Origin of the sequence: Psychrobacter sp. Ps2 (genome assembly GCF_022129405.1) — a bacterium.
Classification (GTDB): domain Bacteria; phylum Pseudomonadota; class Gammaproteobacteria; order Pseudomonadales; family Moraxellaceae; genus Psychrobacter.
Genome location: NZ_JADQAM010000045.1, coordinates 41,250 through 57,807, shown reverse-complemented (window position 1 = coordinate 57,807; position 16,558 = coordinate 41,250). Strand labels below are relative to the sequence as shown.

General features: G+C 44.0%; 12 protein-coding genes. 6 read left to right on the top strand and 6 right to left on the bottom strand.

Annotated elements, in window-relative coordinates; genetic code table 11:
* Positions 1-205 precede the first annotated feature (205 nt).
* The 4 genes from I3254_RS05360 to I3254_RS05345 all read right to left on the bottom strand — a co-directional run bounded on the left by I3254_RS05360 (position 206) and on the right by I3254_RS05345 (position 5,441).
* The gene (locus I3254_RS05360) at positions 206-1,711 is read right to left on the bottom strand and encodes a peptide MFS transporter (RefSeq protein WP_238051947.1); all 1,506 of its coding nucleotides are present in this window, start codon (positions 1,709-1,711) and stop codon (positions 206-208) included.
* 357 nt (positions 1,712-2,068) lie between these two features.
* A complete protein-coding gene (locus I3254_RS05355; RefSeq protein ID WP_238051923.1) occupies positions 2,069-2,512 on the bottom strand; it encodes a hypothetical protein in 444 nt (147 codons plus the stop codon).
* Positions 2,513-2,691: 179 nt separating this feature from the next.
* Complete coding sequence (gene lnt / locus I3254_RS05350; protein WP_238051921.1) at positions 2,692-4,266, bottom strand: apolipoprotein N-acyltransferase; 1,575 nt, start codon at positions 4,264-4,266, stop codon at positions 2,692-2,694.
* Between the two features lie 275 nt (positions 4,267-4,541).
* On the bottom strand, positions 4,542-5,441 hold the full coding sequence (locus tag I3254_RS05345) for a CBS domain-containing protein (protein ID WP_057761902.1): 900 nt from the start codon (positions 5,439-5,441) through the stop codon (positions 4,542-4,544).
* Between the two features lie 289 nt (positions 5,442-5,730).
* Between I3254_RS05345 and I3254_RS05340 the strand changes: the two genes are divergently transcribed.
* Positions 5,731-7,080 (top strand): DUF4105 domain-containing protein, encoded by a 1,350-nt coding sequence (locus tag I3254_RS05340; protein WP_238051919.1) that lies wholly within the window; start codon positions 5,731-5,733, stop codon positions 7,078-7,080.
* A 7-nt stretch (positions 7,081-7,087) separates the two neighbouring features.
* On the opposite strand, the gene I3254_RS05335 is transcribed toward I3254_RS05340, so the two are convergent.
* Positions 7,088-7,615 (bottom strand): YcgN family cysteine cluster protein, encoded by a 528-nt coding sequence (locus I3254_RS05335; RefSeq protein WP_238051946.1) that lies wholly within the window; start codon positions 7,613-7,615, stop codon positions 7,088-7,090.
* Between the two features lie 235 nt (positions 7,616-7,850).
* On the opposite strand from I3254_RS05335, the gene I3254_RS05330 reads away from it, so the two are divergent.
* From I3254_RS05330 to mutY, 5 genes are all read left to right on the top strand, one after another.
* Positions 7,851-8,588 carry a dienelactone hydrolase family protein gene (locus I3254_RS05330; protein WP_102078159.1) on the top strand — a complete coding sequence of 246 codons (738 nt, stop codon included), beginning with the start codon at positions 7,851-7,853 and terminating at the stop codon, positions 8,586-8,588.
* 184 nt (positions 8,589-8,772) lie between these two features.
* A complete protein-coding gene (locus I3254_RS05325; RefSeq protein WP_238051917.1) occupies positions 8,773-11,979 on the top strand; it encodes a DUF2339 domain-containing protein in 3,207 nt (1,068 codons plus the stop codon).
* Between the two features lie 125 nt (positions 11,980-12,104).
* On the top strand, positions 12,105-13,061 hold the full coding sequence (ylqF, locus tag I3254_RS05320) for a ribosome biogenesis GTPase YlqF (protein ID WP_238051915.1): 957 nt from the start codon (positions 12,105-12,107) through the stop codon (positions 13,059-13,061).
* A 23-nt stretch (positions 13,062-13,084) separates the two neighbouring features.
* Positions 13,085-14,023 (top strand): GIY-YIG nuclease family protein, encoded by a 939-nt coding sequence (locus I3254_RS05315; protein WP_238051913.1) that lies wholly within the window; start codon positions 13,085-13,087, stop codon positions 14,021-14,023.
* A gap of 147 nt (positions 14,024-14,170) precedes the next feature.
* Entirely contained in the window at positions 14,171-15,412 is a 1,242-nt protein-coding gene (mutY, locus tag I3254_RS05310; RefSeq protein WP_238051910.1) for an A/G-specific adenine glycosylase, read from the top strand.
* A gap of 84 nt (positions 15,413-15,496) precedes the next feature.
* On the opposite strand, the gene I3254_RS05305 is transcribed toward mutY, so the two are convergent.
* The gene (locus tag I3254_RS05305) at positions 15,497-16,399 is read right to left on the bottom strand and encodes an acyl-CoA thioesterase II (protein ID WP_057761915.1); all 903 of its coding nucleotides are present in this window, start codon (positions 16,397-16,399) and stop codon (positions 15,497-15,499) included.
* Positions 16,400-16,558 lie beyond the last annotated feature (159 nt).

Genomic DNA, 16,558 nt, shown 5'->3' with positions numbered 1-16,558 from the left:
AAATTGAATTAATATAGGCTTATAAAACGCTGTACTGCTGTTTATCGTGAGCTATCATTAGATGTTTGGGCAGATAGTAAGCTTTCAATAGCTTATGCCAAATATCTCACTAACTAAAACAATAAAACGTGCTACCAGTAATGGTAACACGTCTCATCATATGTCACTTGTGCTGTTGTTAATCACAAATGTACATCAGACTATCCTATTGCTTGGCCAGTTGTTTTTCATGCTCGCTTTCTTTAAGCATTTTATTGATAGGTTTTGCTAGTATCAATAATAATACAGCGGTAACTACCAAGAAGATGGTCATGGTGGTAAACAGACTTGGCAATCCTTCGATTTTGTCAGCAGATACATGACCACCAAAGAAGGCTGCAACCAAGTTACCCATAGCGATAGAAGCAAAGAACAGCCCCATCATTTGGCCTTGCATACCCTCTGGCGCCAATTTAGTCATGGCAGACAACCCAACTGGGCTTAATGCTAACTCACCTAGCGTCAATAATAATAAACTACCTACCAACCATAGCGGCGATGCCAATCCAGCACCAGGCGCTAAAATGCTTTTTGAAGCAAAAATCATCAAGGCAAAACCTGCGGCTGCCAGTAGCATACCGAGTGCAAACTTAGCCATACTGCTAGGCTCAAGACCTCGGTTACCAAGCTTGACCCAAATAATACTAACGATAGGTGCCAATATTAAAATAAATAGCGGGTTCAATGACTGGAACCAAATACTTGGTATCTCAAATCCTAAAACATTCAGATCGGTATAACGATCAGCAAACAAGTTAAAAGACGTTGGTTGCTGCTCAAAGCTTGACCAGAACAGCGTCGAACCAATGATTAAGACAAAGCAAATTAACAAGCGTAGTTTGTCCGTCTTATCCAATCTCGGTGAGATAAACATAATCGCAAAATACAAGATGACCACCGCAGCAATGATATACGTCATATACTCTGCAACCATCTCAGGATTGAACGATATCATGCCAGTAGACACTAATAGCACTGCGGCTACTAGCAATGCGACAAAACCACCAACCCAGCGACCGATGTTTTTGTAATGGTCGTTAGATTTCTCCCACTCGGCTGAGATACCTTTGGCGCGTGCATAACGCGTTAAGTTCTTTTGCGCGACAAAACGATAAATCAGTAATGAGACCAACATACCCAAACCACCAACGCCAAAGCCGACATGCCACATGCCTTTTTCTTTGAATACGCCAACGATAAGTGCTGCTAATAACGCACCGATGTTAATACCCATGTAAAACAAGGTAAAACCGCCATCACGGCGAGAGTCGCCTTTGGGGTACAAGGCGCCAACCATCACTGAGATACAGGTCTTAAATAACCCTGAGCCTAAGACAATACAGATTAAACCAACAAAGAACAGCGTCATGCCAAACATCGCTGAAAGCGCGATACACAAGTGACCAAGGGCAATAATAATACTACCCCACCACAACGCCCGCTCTTGACCTAGCCAGTTATCTGCTAACCAACCACCTGGTACTGCTGCTAAGTATAACGAACCCGCAAAAATACCATAAATAGCAGAGGCGGTGACTTCATCGAAGCCAAAACCGCCACTGCTCACTGTTGCCACCATAAATAGAACTAATAGTGGACGAATACTATAATAGGAGAATCGCTCCCACATTTCGGTAAAAAACAATGAGCGTAATGGCGCGGGATGTCCCATAAAGCCATTATCTAGTGCTTCCAGCTCAACTGCACTAGCTTCTGATTTAGACTGTGTACTCACAACTTTATTCCTTTAAAGATTATTTTGGTAATGACAGAACCCTCAATTATTCGGATGAACGGTCATATAGGCGGAACATTGTTTCACTTGGTTATAATCAAGTAAAGAAAAAGTTGGCTAAAAATTACACAAATACCCATAAAAAAAGCCCGCTCTCAACTATTGAGAACGAGCTTTTTTTAGATGTTAAAGTCTCTATCATCATACTTAAAGTACTATTGATAGAGACGTGGTAAAGTCACTTATTTTATAGACAGGTAGCATTACCACTCATTTGATTGACCGTATTACAGACTACTGTGCTGCGGTATCGCCAGCTTCTAAGTCACCATCCGCTTGCTCAGCTGTCAAATCCGCATCGGCAACAGCAGCTTGGCTTACAGTACCAGAAGCAGTTGCTGTACCAGCTTCTGCGGTGACAACTGCACTATCTGCATCTGTCGCTGGGGTTACGGTTGCATCTGCCATGGTATCAGGCGCTGCAGCATCTGACGCTTCTTCTGTTGTTGCAGCTTCTGCATCGGCTGGAGCCGCCTCTTCTTCAGTAGCAGTAGCAGTAGCTTCTGCTTCATCTGCCGCAGCTGATGCTTCAGTTGTCTCAGCAGTGATATGCTCGCCTGCTGGACGCAAAAACGCAGAAACACCAATAAGTAAGACAATACCTAAGAACATGGCAATGCCACCTAAAGCGAATAACAGCTCTTTTTTTGGATTGTTATTAACGATACCTTCTGACATACCTTATCCACCTTGCACAAAATATTTGAAATATTGACCTATTATATCGCAATTTATACTGATTTGTGAAAACCCTTAAGTATTTAAAGGGTTTATTATCCACAATTCTAACATTCGTTTTTGACACTTGTGACAACTAACTACTTAATCAGTTATCTATTATTCGCTATCAACACATCTTACTTAACCAAACGTACTGGAGTCTTCGGACGTTTACCCAAATAGCTGAGTATCAGCAACAGTGTCATGATAAACAAAATAGGATACTGACCAAAGCGCATGAATGGAGTGTTACCAACTCGCGCCTGAATATCACCGCGCAATACAGTACGTTCAAACTGCGGTGCACGTTCTACGATACGACCTTTATGGTCGATGATAGCTGTCACACCTGTGTTGGTCGCACGCATAAACCAACGACCATTCTCTAACGCGCGCATCTGTACCATCTGTAGATGCTGTAGTGGGCCTGCTGACGTACCAAACCAAGCATCGTTTGAGATGGTTAATAAGAAGTCCGTACCAATCGCGTTTTTGCGCGTGGTATCTGGATACGCCACTTCGTAACAGATGGCTGCACCTAAATTATGCCCTCGCACACGTAGCGGCGACTGCTGATCACTGCCGCGACTATAGCTCATAATGTCTTGGCTACCTGCTAGATTAGGTAGAATATCGAGCACGCCTTGGAATGGAATATATTCTCCAAATGGCACCAGACGTTGCTTTTTATACAGCCCCTCTGCTTGTGCCCCTAGCGCTACCACGCTATTGTAGAATGGCGGATACTTATCTGTACTGGCATCAAACGCTGCTTCATCCTTATAAGGAATACCTGTCACCCATGTCGTGTCAGTCTCTTTGGCCATCGCGACCATTTCACTGATAAAACCAACAGCTTCTGTCTGAAACATAGGAATCGACGATTCAGGCCACAGCACGATGTCACGTCCCCACTCGTCACGGGTCAACGTTGCATAGATTTTTAGCGTTTCAATCTGATACTCGGTGAGCCATTTTAGGTCTTGTGGGATATTACCCTGAATCAAAGATACCGATAAATCAGGGGTGCCTTTTGGTTTGGTCCACTGCGGATTTATCAACCATAGCGTGCTACTAATGATTAGCAATGCTATCGATGGAATCATATAACCACCGCGGCGTCGCAACAGCTCAACGATACTGGCAGCCAATAATACCGCTACGAAAGAAACTGCAAAGACACCAGCCACAGGCGCGAGCGACGACAACCAGTACTGCTCAGTAAACGCATAACCAACGAATAGCCAAGGAAAACCAGTAAACAGCCACGTTTTCATCCACTCTTGGAGTATCCACAGGGCGGCAAAAGATAAAGGCTGCTTGCCGACCACACGATTAAAAATTAGCGCCAAAAAGCCGTGGAACAGTCCCATGCCTAGACCCATGAGCGCAATCATAATCAGCGCAAGCCATGCAGGCGTATCGCCATAAACGTGTATCGAGGTATATAGCCAAAACGCGCCAACACACCACAGTCCCGTACCGTAGGCTTGACCAATTAGAAAGGCACGGCGACCTGTCATCGCTGGTACCAATAACGCATATAAGATGGCAGGTGACACCAAGGCAACTGGCCAAATATCATAAGGCGCGAGCGCGAGTATAAAAGCGGCCCCTGCCAGCCAAGCTATTAGTACCGTCAACCCCATATGTAAACCTTTTGGCTTATCGGGGTTCAAACGTTTTTGTAAATCAACAGTAGACAGACGCATAGCAGTTATCCAAAACCATATTTTCTAAAATTTCTCAGCTAAGCGATGAGATAACACTCACGCAAAACCTGACTGCACAATGCTTTATGCAGGGCCACAAATAAAACCCACCCATGATACCAGTCAAAACCTACAAGTGGGTAAATTTGCGTAGCTAAAACCTCATTCTAGAGTTCAAAAGGTAGAAAGCAAAAAACACGATTTTTCATCGTGTTTTTTATTAATTTGCTAACAAGTTTTATTCATTGACCAACTATCGTGACACTATAAGCAAGCTAGTGGCTGCCTATCAATATCTGTTGCTCAGCATTGGTTTTGGTCAGCTCTAGGTTTTGGATAAATCGCCCTTCGACATCGGTAATGGTAATTTTCCAATCATCTATCACGACGCTCTCGCCTTCTAAATCACCAACGAAGCCAAGTGCTTGCATGACCAGACCGCCCATCGTATCGACATCGGTATCGTCAAAACGGCTACCCAGTTCATCATTACAGTCTTCAATTACTGTAGACGCTTGCACACGCCATGTGTTTGGTTTTTCTGGATCAGGGACAATGTTATTGATATCGCTGTCTTCATCAAAGTCATCATGCTCATCAACGATGTCGCCAACGATTTCTTCCAACAAATCTTCCATGGTGACCACACCACCAAAGTTACCAAACTCATCAACGACAATCGCCATATGTACCTGAGTACGCTGCAATGAGCGTAGCAAGGTATCAGAACGAGCCGTCTCACTAATATATAACGGCTGGCGCACCAAATCTCTAAGACGCTTACTGTCAATTTTGTCTTCTTGGTTGCGAACCATATGTACCAAAATAGGAATCAAGTCTTTTGCCAATAAGATACCGATGACGGCATCATCATCTTGACTGTCAAAAACAGGATAGCGCGAATGGGTGGTCTCAAGAATGATGTCCATCACTTCAGCAAGACTAGTGCTCTCGTGCAGACCAATCACTTGCGGACGCGGTGTCATGATTTCGCGGACTTGTGTCGCAGGCAAATCTAGCACGCCTTCTAACATATCGACCGTATCAGGCTCTAAAAACTGGCGCGAGTCTTGTACCAGACGAATCAATTCATCACGGGTTTCGGGGGCGGTCGATAGCCAGCGTTTTAAGCCGCGCATCGACCAACTACTCGGGCTGGGAGTGTCGTCAGACATGGTGGTGTGATTTAACCTCTTTAGTTAATAAAAATCAGAATAGTATTCAATATAAAAATGAACAATACTCAATAAAAAAAACAATTAGAGCCTAGATGGGGATAAAAGTAGCAAATAAAACAGCTAGTTTGTTATTAATTAATGGATGAATAACAAATTTGCTAGTACAAATTAGCTTCACTTTATCGCAAGGCTCACCGACATTCAACGACAAATTCACTCAAATTGTATTGTCAGCGTGTTATAAACTTTGCTATGGTCAAAGCCTTTATTTATCAAAGCAAACCCTATGTCGTTACGTTCCGTTTTTTCTCGCTTACTCTCGTCGCATACGCGTAGTCGACAGACAGACAGTCGTGGTTTAGAGAGCCGTGGTTTAGAGAGTCTTGACTTAAAACGCGAAATATCAAAAAACAGCTCATCAAATAGCAATCAGCCAAAGTCTACATGGCGCCAGCGTCTTATGACTTTTTTAATTGCCGTTACGTTACTGTTATCAGCGCTATGGTTGTTACTCGCGATTTGGTATCAATACGGCGTCAGCTCAGTATTGACTTGGCTTGCGACGATAGCGATTGTAGGTATATTAGCTGCGCTGCTAAGTACACGTTATTGGGATGCCGTAACGAAAGTATTGCACAGTGACTCACTATCTAATAAAAAATCAATTGGTAAAGGCACAGCAACCAAGCTGCTTATCGGCGTATATGGCGCTATTTGGCTTGTGGGTCTAGGTTGGTTTTTTTCTATCGAACCGAAACAAGATCGAGAATGGATGGCTGAGGTCGACCAACGAGTCTCCTATGAGCGCGATGCGACTAACCCTGACTTGATTACTTTAACCAATGTTCGTAACTTTGATTGGCAAACTGAAGAAGACGCTACCGAGCATTGGGATACCCGTACGATTGATCTGTCTAAACTCTCTGGCGTTGATGTGACCAACTCTTATTGGATGGGACCACTAATCGCTCATACCTTAGTTAGCTTTCGATTTGAAGGTGATAGACCACTTGCCTTCTCATTTGAGATACGTAAAGAAGACGGCGAGTCTTTTTCAGCGCTGGCTGGGTTTTTTCGACGTTATGAGCTGAGCCTGATTGCCGCAGAAGAGCGCGATATTATTTACACTCGCAGCAATGCGCGCGGCGAGCAGGTTTATCTGTTTCCTATCAGTAATTTGCAGCAGCATGAAGTGAGGTCGCTATTTGAATCTTATCTAACGGCGGCTGATGATTTGAACGCTAAACCTGCTTGGTACAATACATTGCTCAGCAACTGTACCAATATTATCTTTTATATGGCGCGTATCGTCAGTGGCGATCGTTTGCCATGGGATTATCGAATTTGGGTCTCTGGTTGGTTACCGAACTATCTATATGATGTAGGCATGTTGGATGCGGCGCCAGAAAAGGACAACCAGCCTTGGTCAATGAATACGTGGTATGAGCGTACTCATATCAACCCAAAAGCAAAAGGCTTTGACAATCAAGTCAACTCACAGTCTGATATCGATAGAGATAAAAACAGCCGCAGATTCTCACAGCAGATTCGTCAAGATATTCCGATACCAGCATTGGCTAACTCGCAAGCCAGTGCTGAAGCGAAAGCTAAATCTACTGCTCAGGCATCTAATTAATTGTAGACTAAGGATTGACCCAGTTAACCACCCGCGTCTCCATTTCTTCATCAGACATACCGATTTCCGTGACACAGCGACCAGCGACGCCCACGTTGGCCGCTCGCATTTGTTGTTGTGTCACCACAGCATCCCCAGTCAATAATAAATGCCAACTTGGTAAGCCCTGCCCTTTATACAGACGCTTATAGGCGCAATGCGATGGCAGCCACATCATGTTGGGCAAGTTGTCCATGGTCAGCTGAATACAGTCTGGCACGTGCTCTTGACGCGTTGCATAGTGACTGCAATATCCCGTCGCGCAGTCCATCAACTGGCAGGTGACATCGGTATATTCGACCATCTCCTCATCCACATTGCCACTTTCATCTTCATCGATATACTTAATCAAGCAACAACTGCCGCAACCATCACACAGTGCTTCCCACTCGCTATGGTTTAGTTCTGTTAACGCAAATCGCGACCAAAACTGCGGACGTAGTGGCTCAGACTTAGAACTAGCATTAGAATCGACATCGGTACTATCAGGGAACAAACTTACCGATTGCGCAGGCTTGGCCGCTGCATCGAGACCTAAGTTCAAGTCAGACTGGTCATTATTTTTGTTTAACAAATTTATAGTCATAAAGTCGCAGTAGCATTTTGATAAAGAGCGTTACAGTATTATAGCTGTTTTTGCTAGACATGGGCGTTAAGGTAGTACGAGTTAGAAAAACGAACCATCACAATGACGAATAATTAAAACTCACAATATAAAAAAGGACAATAATATGTCAATTAAGACTTTTGAATTAATCAGTACTACCGAGAACGGTGTAGAACTTATCAGTTATGTAGCACTACCAGAAAATGCTTCAGATGAAAATCCAGCAGCAGGTATCTTGGTGGCACCAGAATGGTGGGGCGTGGTCGATCATCCAAAATCAGTGGTTGAGCGTTTGGCAGAGGCAGGTTATGCGGCTGTCGCTATGGACGTTTACGGTGAAGGCAAATTAACTACTGATGCAGCGCAGGCAAACATGTGGATGGAGCAAGTACTGGCCGATCAAGACATGCTAATGGCACGCTGCCGCTTAATTTTGAATGATTTCAGCGATCAGTTATCAGTCGATGGTGACAACCTAGGCGCAATCGGTTACTGCTTCGGTGGTAAAGTCGTCCTAGATATGGCTCGCGAAGGCATGCCACTAAAAGCGGTTGCTACGTTCCATGGTAACCCAACGCCAAAACAGCCAGCAGACAAAAACTTTGCAGCAAAAGTGTTGGTTGCTCATGGCCGTGATGACTCAATGGTATCAATGGATGCTATCGAAGGTCTCAAATCTGAGCTAGACGCTGCTGATGTTGACTACACTATCGATGTTTATGACAACGCTAAGCATGGCTTTACCAATCCGCATGCTGATGAGCGCGCAGCCAAAAATGAAGTAGATCTTGGCTACAATGAAGCAGCTGCTAAACAAAGCTGGGAAAACATGCTTGAGTTTATGAAAGCCAATTTAGCATAAGAAACGATTTAGTATAAAGACTATTAAAAAGGGTAGCTTAATTATTAAGCTGCCCTTTTATTTTGAGCAGCGTTTTAGCATCTGTCTTTTAAACCAGTAATCAGAGTAGTCTTGTGCTTCTTATTAAATCACGTCATTATCACTTTACTATAAACTGGATTGAGTGACGAAGATGTTGTATCTAATGGTGACCCAGTTGGGCTGGCTGGCTTTTACGATTTTATTGATCGTAGTGGTCGCGTTATATACTAGGACAGCTCGAAAAATCGAACATTTACGCCGTGATGTGACGACGCTGCAGGCTGAGCTTGAGCAGCAAAGACATCGTAGTATGACGCCTCCGTCTGCACCTTTCGTCGATAAAAGCAATTACGCACGCAACACTGCTACTAACGATCATGATCGCAAAAACAGTGACGCTAAAGACAATGATGCTAAAGAAATAACTTTTGACTCACAACATTCTTATCCAGATAATCAGCTGCCTGTATCGCCACCACCGCTTCCTACCGTTGCTTCAAACTCAACCATACATGCAGCATCAAGTATCTATGACGATAAATCTATAGACGATAACGCCTCGATAAATACGAAAAACACGGCGTCTACCGCACCGATTGAGCCAGATGAACGCTCATTGCCTATTGTGACCTCACTGATTCATTCAATCAAAAACTGGTTTTTCGGTGGCAATTTAGTCGTGCGAGTCGGCGTATTGGTGCTATTGGTAGGTGTGGTGCTCCTGCTTCGCTTATTAAGCGAATATATCGAAATTTCGATTGCCACGAAGTTGATAGCAGTTGGCGTTACAGGGTTAGCATTGGCAGCGCTTGGATTAAAGCTGACCGCAAAACGCTTCTCATATGGGATTACGCTACAGGGCGCAGGCTTAGCGATTGCTTATCTAAGCACCTTTTTTGCTTACAGTGTTTATGAAATCATTCCTAGTATCCCAAGCTTTATCGGGCTTGGGTTATTGTCTGCCATTACCATTGCTCTCGCCGTACGTCAAAACGCCTTCCCATTGGCATTATTAGCATTATCGGGTGGATTTTTTGCACCGATTTTGACCAGTGGAGATACTGGTAGCTTAGTCACGTTATTTACCTATTATCTACTGCTAAACGTCACGATTGCCGTCATTGCTCATTATCGACCGTGGAAAATATTGAATATATTCGGTGTGACTGTGACATTTGGCTTGGCATACTATTGGGGTATCAGCGAAAACCTGAGCGCCGTCATTGAAACGCAGCGCTGGACATTGGTAGCGTTAGTAACCTTACACTGGCTGCTTTACTTATTCGTCGTCATTCGTTATGCGCAGCAAATCATTACCTATAATGCGCTAAACGAAAAATACCTCAGTCATGCTGATAATGTAGATGACACAAAACACTTGGACAAAGCCCATGTAGGCAGCTCCTATGTATTTCCTATTGATACAGGCTTACTATTTTCAGTACCACTACTGGCTTTTGGTTTGTTTTCTGCCTTACTAAACGACATCTTTAACGCCCTTACGATTACCAGTGCCATTTTGGCTACGGTTTATCTTGGGGTGGGCTGGTTGTTCATCCAACGCAGTAAACGCTATGCTTTAATCACCGAAGGCATGCTAGCGTTAGGATTAGGATTTTTTGCGCTCGTTATTCCGCTGGCGCTAGATGCTGAATGGATTGCTTTTGGCTGGTCAGTACAAGGATTAGCGCTAGTATGGTTTGGACGACGCTCGTTGCGATCGTGGTCGGTGCTATTCGGCTTACTATTGCAGCTCATCAGCATTGGTATGCTAGTGACGACAGCGATAGTCTCTAGCAAAGACTATCCCGTTTTGGCCTTTAGTATTTCAGCGCTCAGTTATCTAGCGACCGTCTTTATCTTACGCGCTAGCAACTCCCCTGCTATACTGCTTAATAGCTTAGATAGTAGTAACAAACTTAATAGCCTTAACAATAAAGGCACTACAACATCCTCAGTCATACAATCACAATCCTCAGTAATGAAAACACAAACCCTGGACGGCACATCAGATGTATTGACTGGCTATGCGCGTGCGCTGGGTGTCAGTACGCAAGCGGCGCAGCAATGGCTGACCTCAATCAATAGTCAGAGCCGCGTATTCAAATTCGTTTGGCACAGCCCTAGATTTATCAAATTTTTGACACTGACCGCGATGGCTTGGATGCTACAAGTACTAATGCTTGATTTGCATCATTGGTTTGATATCTGGCAATCAAGCACGACGGTAATTGCACTAGCAGCACTCATCAGCTTGATCGCTTATTGGATCATCAATCGCTATCGTCCGTGGGCGGAAACTAGACAGCTTAGTCATGGATTATTAGCTTTGTTCTACTTTATGCTAATACTACAACTGCCACAAAAGTTTGAGCAGAATTTGACGTGGGTAACAGCGGAATGGCTAGTGTTTCTAAGCTTAATAATTGGCTGGTTAGTTATGGGTCAGCTATGGCTAAAAACATGGTCTGATACATGGTCCGATAACAAAAATACCTCACGCTATACTGCTGCAAGCTGGCTAGGTACGGGCATCTTACTTGTCGCTGCCGCGGCGCATTATGGCCTACCAGACTCTGATGGCGTGATGGCTTTCTTGTTTTCAGCGACACTCATATTATTTGGGTTATGGTTAAATCATCGTCATATCAATCAAAATGCAGAAAATACATCAACTAATAAAGTTTCAAAACACTGTCTACTGTATTGGTTTGATTGGCAACAGGCACTATTAGGATGCGCTGCCATCTTTGCTCCCATTGCTTTACTGTGGGTTGTTCTGACCAATTGGTCTTATTACGGTGTGATTTGGGGAATGTCTTATTTTCCATTGTTCAACCTATATGACATCACATCATGGTTGACATTATCGGTTGGTTTTAGTCTGTATTACATTAGTAAACGCCGTCGCAATGATACCGTTATCGATTCGAGTGCAGCTGCCAAATCTAAGCGCGTATTCACCACTGAGAATTTGCTAATTATATTGGGACTGATCAGTTTTTGGTTAATCTCCAGCATGTTGGTCAGAACGCTACACGCCTTTATTGGTACGCCACTTTGGAATGACTATCAAGGCGGCGCATGGCAAAGCGAGCAAGTACAAACTGGACTGACAATTTTATGGACGCTCTTAGCCTTGGTCGCCACTATCCTTGCCAGCCGCTATTGGCAGCGCGCGCTTTGGTTTATGGGTATTGGATTATTAGGTATTGTCGTTCTCAAGCTGGTCTTGGTAGATTTGTCACAGACTGAGGCAATTTGGCGAGTGATATCCTTCCTTGGTGCAGGCAGCTTAATACTATTGATTGGTTACCTTGCCCCATTACCACCAGCACACGAGGAAACAGAAAACCAAAATCAGGCGTAATGACAAAGCTGGTTGGGTGAAATTGTGCCGTGAGCAAGGTGGTTCTGTAGTAAACTGGACACCATTAGAAAGTAAACGTTGATTGTTTTACTTTTAGCATTTTTTATAAAAGGTTATGAAAGCAGATGGATAAGAGAGCAAGTATTCAGTGGTTCCCTGGGCATATGAACAAAGCCCGTAACGAAATCAAAGAAGTCATGCCGCAGATGGATTTGGTCATCGAGGTCATCGATGCGCGGATTCCATATAGTAGTGAAAACCCAATGGTCGCAGCACTGCGCGGCGAAAAACCTGTTATCAAAATCCTGAACAAAGCTGACCTTGCCGATCCTGAATTAACTCAAGCATGGATGGATTATCTTGAGCAGCAAGATGGGGTCAAAGCCATTGCTTGCGACACCGAAAAAGCCAATGATGTCAAACGCATCATCGCCATCTGTAAACATCTAGTACCTAATAAAGTCGGGACTGGTCGTCAAATCAAAGCGATGATTATGGGTATTCCAAACGTTGGCAAATCAACGCTGATCAATACGCTAGCAGGACGCGCGGTAGCAAGAACCGGTGATGAGCCAGCCGTGACCAAGTCACAGCAGCTGATTAAACTAGACGATGACATCATGCTCTATGACACGCCCGGTATGCTATGGCCAAAAGTCGAAAACGAAAACTCAGGTTATCGTCTCGCAGCGACAGGCGGTATTCGTGATACGGCTTTTGACTTCGCTGATGTGGCAAGCTATACCGCTGAGTACCTAATGCAAGCCTATCCTGAGCTGCTAAAAACCCGCTATAAAATTGAAGAGCTGCCAAAGACTGATTGGGAGTTTTTTGAAGTGGCTGGACGTAATCGCGGCTGTGTACGCGCGGGCAACCAAGTCGATACTTATCGTATGTCTGAGATTCTCATTAACGAATTGCGTAGCGCGAAGATTGGTCGCATCACGCTAGAAACACCAGCAATGACTGAAGCTGAAGAAATCGTCGTCGCAGAACAGCGCATCGCTGCTGAAGAGAAGAAAAAGGCGAAAGAGGAAGAAAAGCGCTTGCGTCGTTTGAAAACACGGAAGAATAGGAAGTAGATTCACCAATAATATGAGCTACTATGAATCCATTAATACCATCGGCTAAAACCATCCAAATTTATCTGCCAAAAGGTAACCCTCGTGGGTTGCGTTTGGCAGAGATGACTACTCGCACAGTAAGATTGATTGAAATCCCCCGTATCCACATTGACGATTTTTTTGCGATGCCCGATGCCAATCAAGTTGGTTTGTATTTTTTGATTGGTGATACCGATAGTGTAGAGAAGCCGTTACTTTATGTTGGACAAACTGGCGATCTTAAAAGACGTCTTAACCAACATGATGACAAAGACTTCTGGACACGGGCTTTTGTCATGCTTTCGACCAATAACTCTATGACACAAACCCATGCGCTATATATGGAACATAAGGCTATCGCAACTGCCATTGAGGTGGGACGTTACGAACTAAAAAATGGAAATAATGGTAATAAACCGCATACACCTGACCCATTAAAGGCTGATTGCGAGGAATTATTCCACACTCTTGATGTTTTACTATCCACTTTAGGACAGCCTATTTTCGAGTCCTTGGCTATTCATGATAGCCTTTATAGCAACGAGACTTATAAAAGCAAATCGACTGATTCCACCATTGCTAAAGTTACTCAAATAATCGATGAAGCTCCAACGAAACCTATTCCATCCCTGTTTTACTATAAGGTAAAAGATGGTGATGCTAAAGGATACTATGACGACGATGGCTTTGTAATATTAGCAGGCTCTTTAATACGCCAAACACAAACGTCATCAGCTCCACCATTCGTGACTAAATTAAAAGAGAGTCTGCTCAGTAGCGGCAAACTCGTAGCCGTAAACGATAAAAGCTATAAACTCATTGAAAACCATTTATTTAAGACACCCAGTGGAGCTAGCGCACTAGTATCAGGACGTTCGACCAACGGATGGATTGAGTGGAAAAATGAATTGGGTGAGACTTTAGACAGTGTCTATCGATAAACTCTTACTTCTCTATAGTGATACTATCTATCCCCTTTATTTATAAACAATTAAGCCTCATATATTGGTAAATAGTTTTATCTATTTACCTTTTTTCCTGCCAACTCCAAATCCTATATATCCCTGTTCAACTTACAAGGAATACTCTTGCCTACTCAATTTTCTCAGTCACCTACTTCCCTAAACTCCTTCGCCCCACGCCTACTCGATTGGTTTGCCGAAAACGGTCGTCATGACTTACCTTGGCAACAGCACCAAACCGATACGCCCAACCCTTATATTGTTTGGTTATCAGAAGTCATGCTTCAGCAAACACAAGTGACTACCGTACTGCCCTACTTTGCACGCTTTATGGCGTCGTTTCCAACCGTGCAGGACTTGGCCGCAGCAGAATGGGATACCGTAGCAGAGCATTGGGCAGGGCTTGGCTACTATGCACGCGCACGTAATTTACATAAAGGTGCTAAGCAACTGGTCGAAGTCATTGATGAAACGGGGGACTTTCCGCAGACACTAGCAGGATGGGAGGCGGTTTCGGGCGTTGGGCCATCGACTGCTGGCGCGATTATGGCGATGGGATTGCATCATTATGGCGTCATCTGCGATGGTAATGTCAAACGAGTGCTGACACGTTGGGCCGCTATCGACGGTGACATCACTAAATCTGCTACCACCAAAGATTTATGGGCATTGGCAGAGCGACTGACACCGACAGAAAACTCAGGATTGTTTGCGCAAGCCATGATGGATATGGGCGCGACATTATGTATCCGTAGCAAGCCTGCCTGCCTATTATGTCCATTAAAAGAAGACTGCCTAGCCCATGCGCAAGGGCGCGAGACTGATTATCCCGTCAAAGCAAAAAAGCAGCCCAAACCTAGTAAATTCAGTGATGCACTGCTAATCGAAAGTGCAGATGGTGATATATTGTGGCTACAACGCCCTGACAATGGTATCTGGGGTGGATTATGGAGTTTGCCGTTACAGTTCGTGGAAAAAGTTGATGGTAAAACGAGTGGTAACACTGCGAAGAAAGTAGAAGCTAATGATGACAAACTATCGAATATGCCAAATGACGTACGTAGTAATGAAAAAGTATACGAAGCAGAATTCACCATTGCTGAGCAAATCATAAATGAGTGGCTCATAAAAAATGAACTGGTGGCAAAATCAGTTAGCAATACCTTGCTCGATGATGCGCCTATCAAGCATTCGCTGACGCACTTTCACTGGTATCTAACCCCGCGTAAATTGACGATTGACGCGACGCAGGTAACTGAGTTAAATCAGAAGTTAGCAGCGGCTGAAATTGACTTTAAGTGGCTAACCGAACAAAAAGCGCAAGACAGCCTAGGACTGCCTCGCGCGATGGTTAAGATCCTAGAGTAAAAAGTTGCAATAAAAAAGCGACTCACTATTAATAGTGAGTCGCTTTTTTTATTCAAACATAAAGATAACTGGGTTTAAATAACTTTAAGATTTTGGCACACGTAAACGCATGAGTCCTTCTTGTTGCACGGTAGCGACCAGTTTGCCATCTTGCCAAAACTGACCATGATTCAAGCCTTTCGCATTAGACGTGGTATCGCTCCACATGTCGTACAGCATCCATTTATTCAAATCAAAATCACGATGGAAATGCATTGAGTGATCGATACTAGCGGCCTGTAGACCACTGGTCATAAAGCTAACACCATGTGACATCAGCCCTGTACCAACCAAATAAAAGTCTGACGAGAATGCCAATAGTGCCTGCTGAATAGCCACTGGCTGATTGCCTAACTCACGAATGCGTAGCCAGTTTGCTTGCTTGGGTTTCATAGGTTCTGGGCTAATCGGATTACGCGGCTTCACTGGCTTAATCTCGACATGACGGCGGCGCATAAATCTTGCTTTTAGCGCTTCTGGCACTTTTCCGACATTCTCTTCTTTTAGATCCTGCTCTGTCAGCAAGTCTTCTGGCGGTGGATAGACAGGCATGTCTTCTTGATACTCAAGCCCATCTTCCATCGGTGAAAACGAGGCAATCATTGAAAATATTACTTGTTCAACAGGCGGCTTACCACGTACTTCTTTGTACTGGATAGCCGTGACTTCACGTGCAGACAAGCTACGACCATCACGCAATCGACGGACTTGGTATATCACTGGTTGGTTGATATCGCCACCACGCAAAAAATATCCATGCAGTGAGTGACAAGGTTTGTCTTTATCTAATGTATGCGCCGCTGCCATAATCGCTTGAGCGAGCACTTGCCCACCAAATATACGACTGCCCACATAGTCATGGCTTTTACCCTCAAAAACATCAGGGGTAACTTCAATAAGCGCGATAGTAGCCAGCAGCTCATCAATCAGTTGTAGATTATCGGACATGACGATATGTTTCCTTATTTTTATCAAAAACGCTCAGCATCTGATGATATTGATGCCATATAGCCATCATATTTGAATGTAAAATAATGCGAGATCACTTGTTAAGATCTGTCGAAGGAGACCTTAAAATAAACATACAGACACCGTTAGCGATGTTAT

What these genes read in the sequence shown, in the direction of transcription:
- I3254_RS05360 (WP_238051947.1), bottom strand. Translation starts at nt 1,711, where the DNA reads ATGGGACATCCCGCGCCATTACGCTCATTGTTTTTTACCGAAATGTGG.
- I3254_RS05355 (WP_238051923.1), bottom strand. Translation starts at nt 2,512, where the DNA reads ATGTCAGAAGGTATCGTTAATAACAATCCAAAAAAAGAGCTGTTATTC.
- lnt (WP_238051921.1), bottom strand. Translation starts at nt 4,266, where the DNA reads ATGCGTCTGTCTACTGTTGATTTACAAAAACGTTTGAACCCCGATAAG.
- I3254_RS05345 (WP_057761902.1), bottom strand. Translation starts at nt 5,441, where the DNA reads ATGTCTGACGACACTCCCAGCCCGAGTAGTTGGTCGATGCGCGGCTTA.
- I3254_RS05340 (WP_238051919.1), top strand. Translation starts at nt 5,731, where the DNA reads ATGTCGTTACGTTCCGTTTTTTCTCGCTTACTCTCGTCGCATACGCGT.
- I3254_RS05330 (WP_102078159.1), top strand. Translation starts at nt 7,851, where the DNA reads ATGTCAATTAAGACTTTTGAATTAATCAGTACTACCGAGAACGGTGTA.
- I3254_RS05325 (WP_238051917.1), top strand. Translation starts at nt 8,773, where the DNA reads ATGGTGACCCAGTTGGGCTGGCTGGCTTTTACGATTTTATTGATCGTA.
- ylqF (WP_238051915.1), top strand. Translation starts at nt 12,105, where the DNA reads ATGGATAAGAGAGCAAGTATTCAGTGGTTCCCTGGGCATATGAACAAA.
- I3254_RS05315 (WP_238051913.1), top strand. Translation starts at nt 13,085, where the DNA reads ATGAATCCATTAATACCATCGGCTAAAACCATCCAAATTTATCTGCCA.
- I3254_RS05305 (WP_057761915.1), bottom strand. Translation starts at nt 16,399, where the DNA reads ATGTCCGATAATCTACAACTGATTGATGAGCTGCTGGCTACTATCGCG.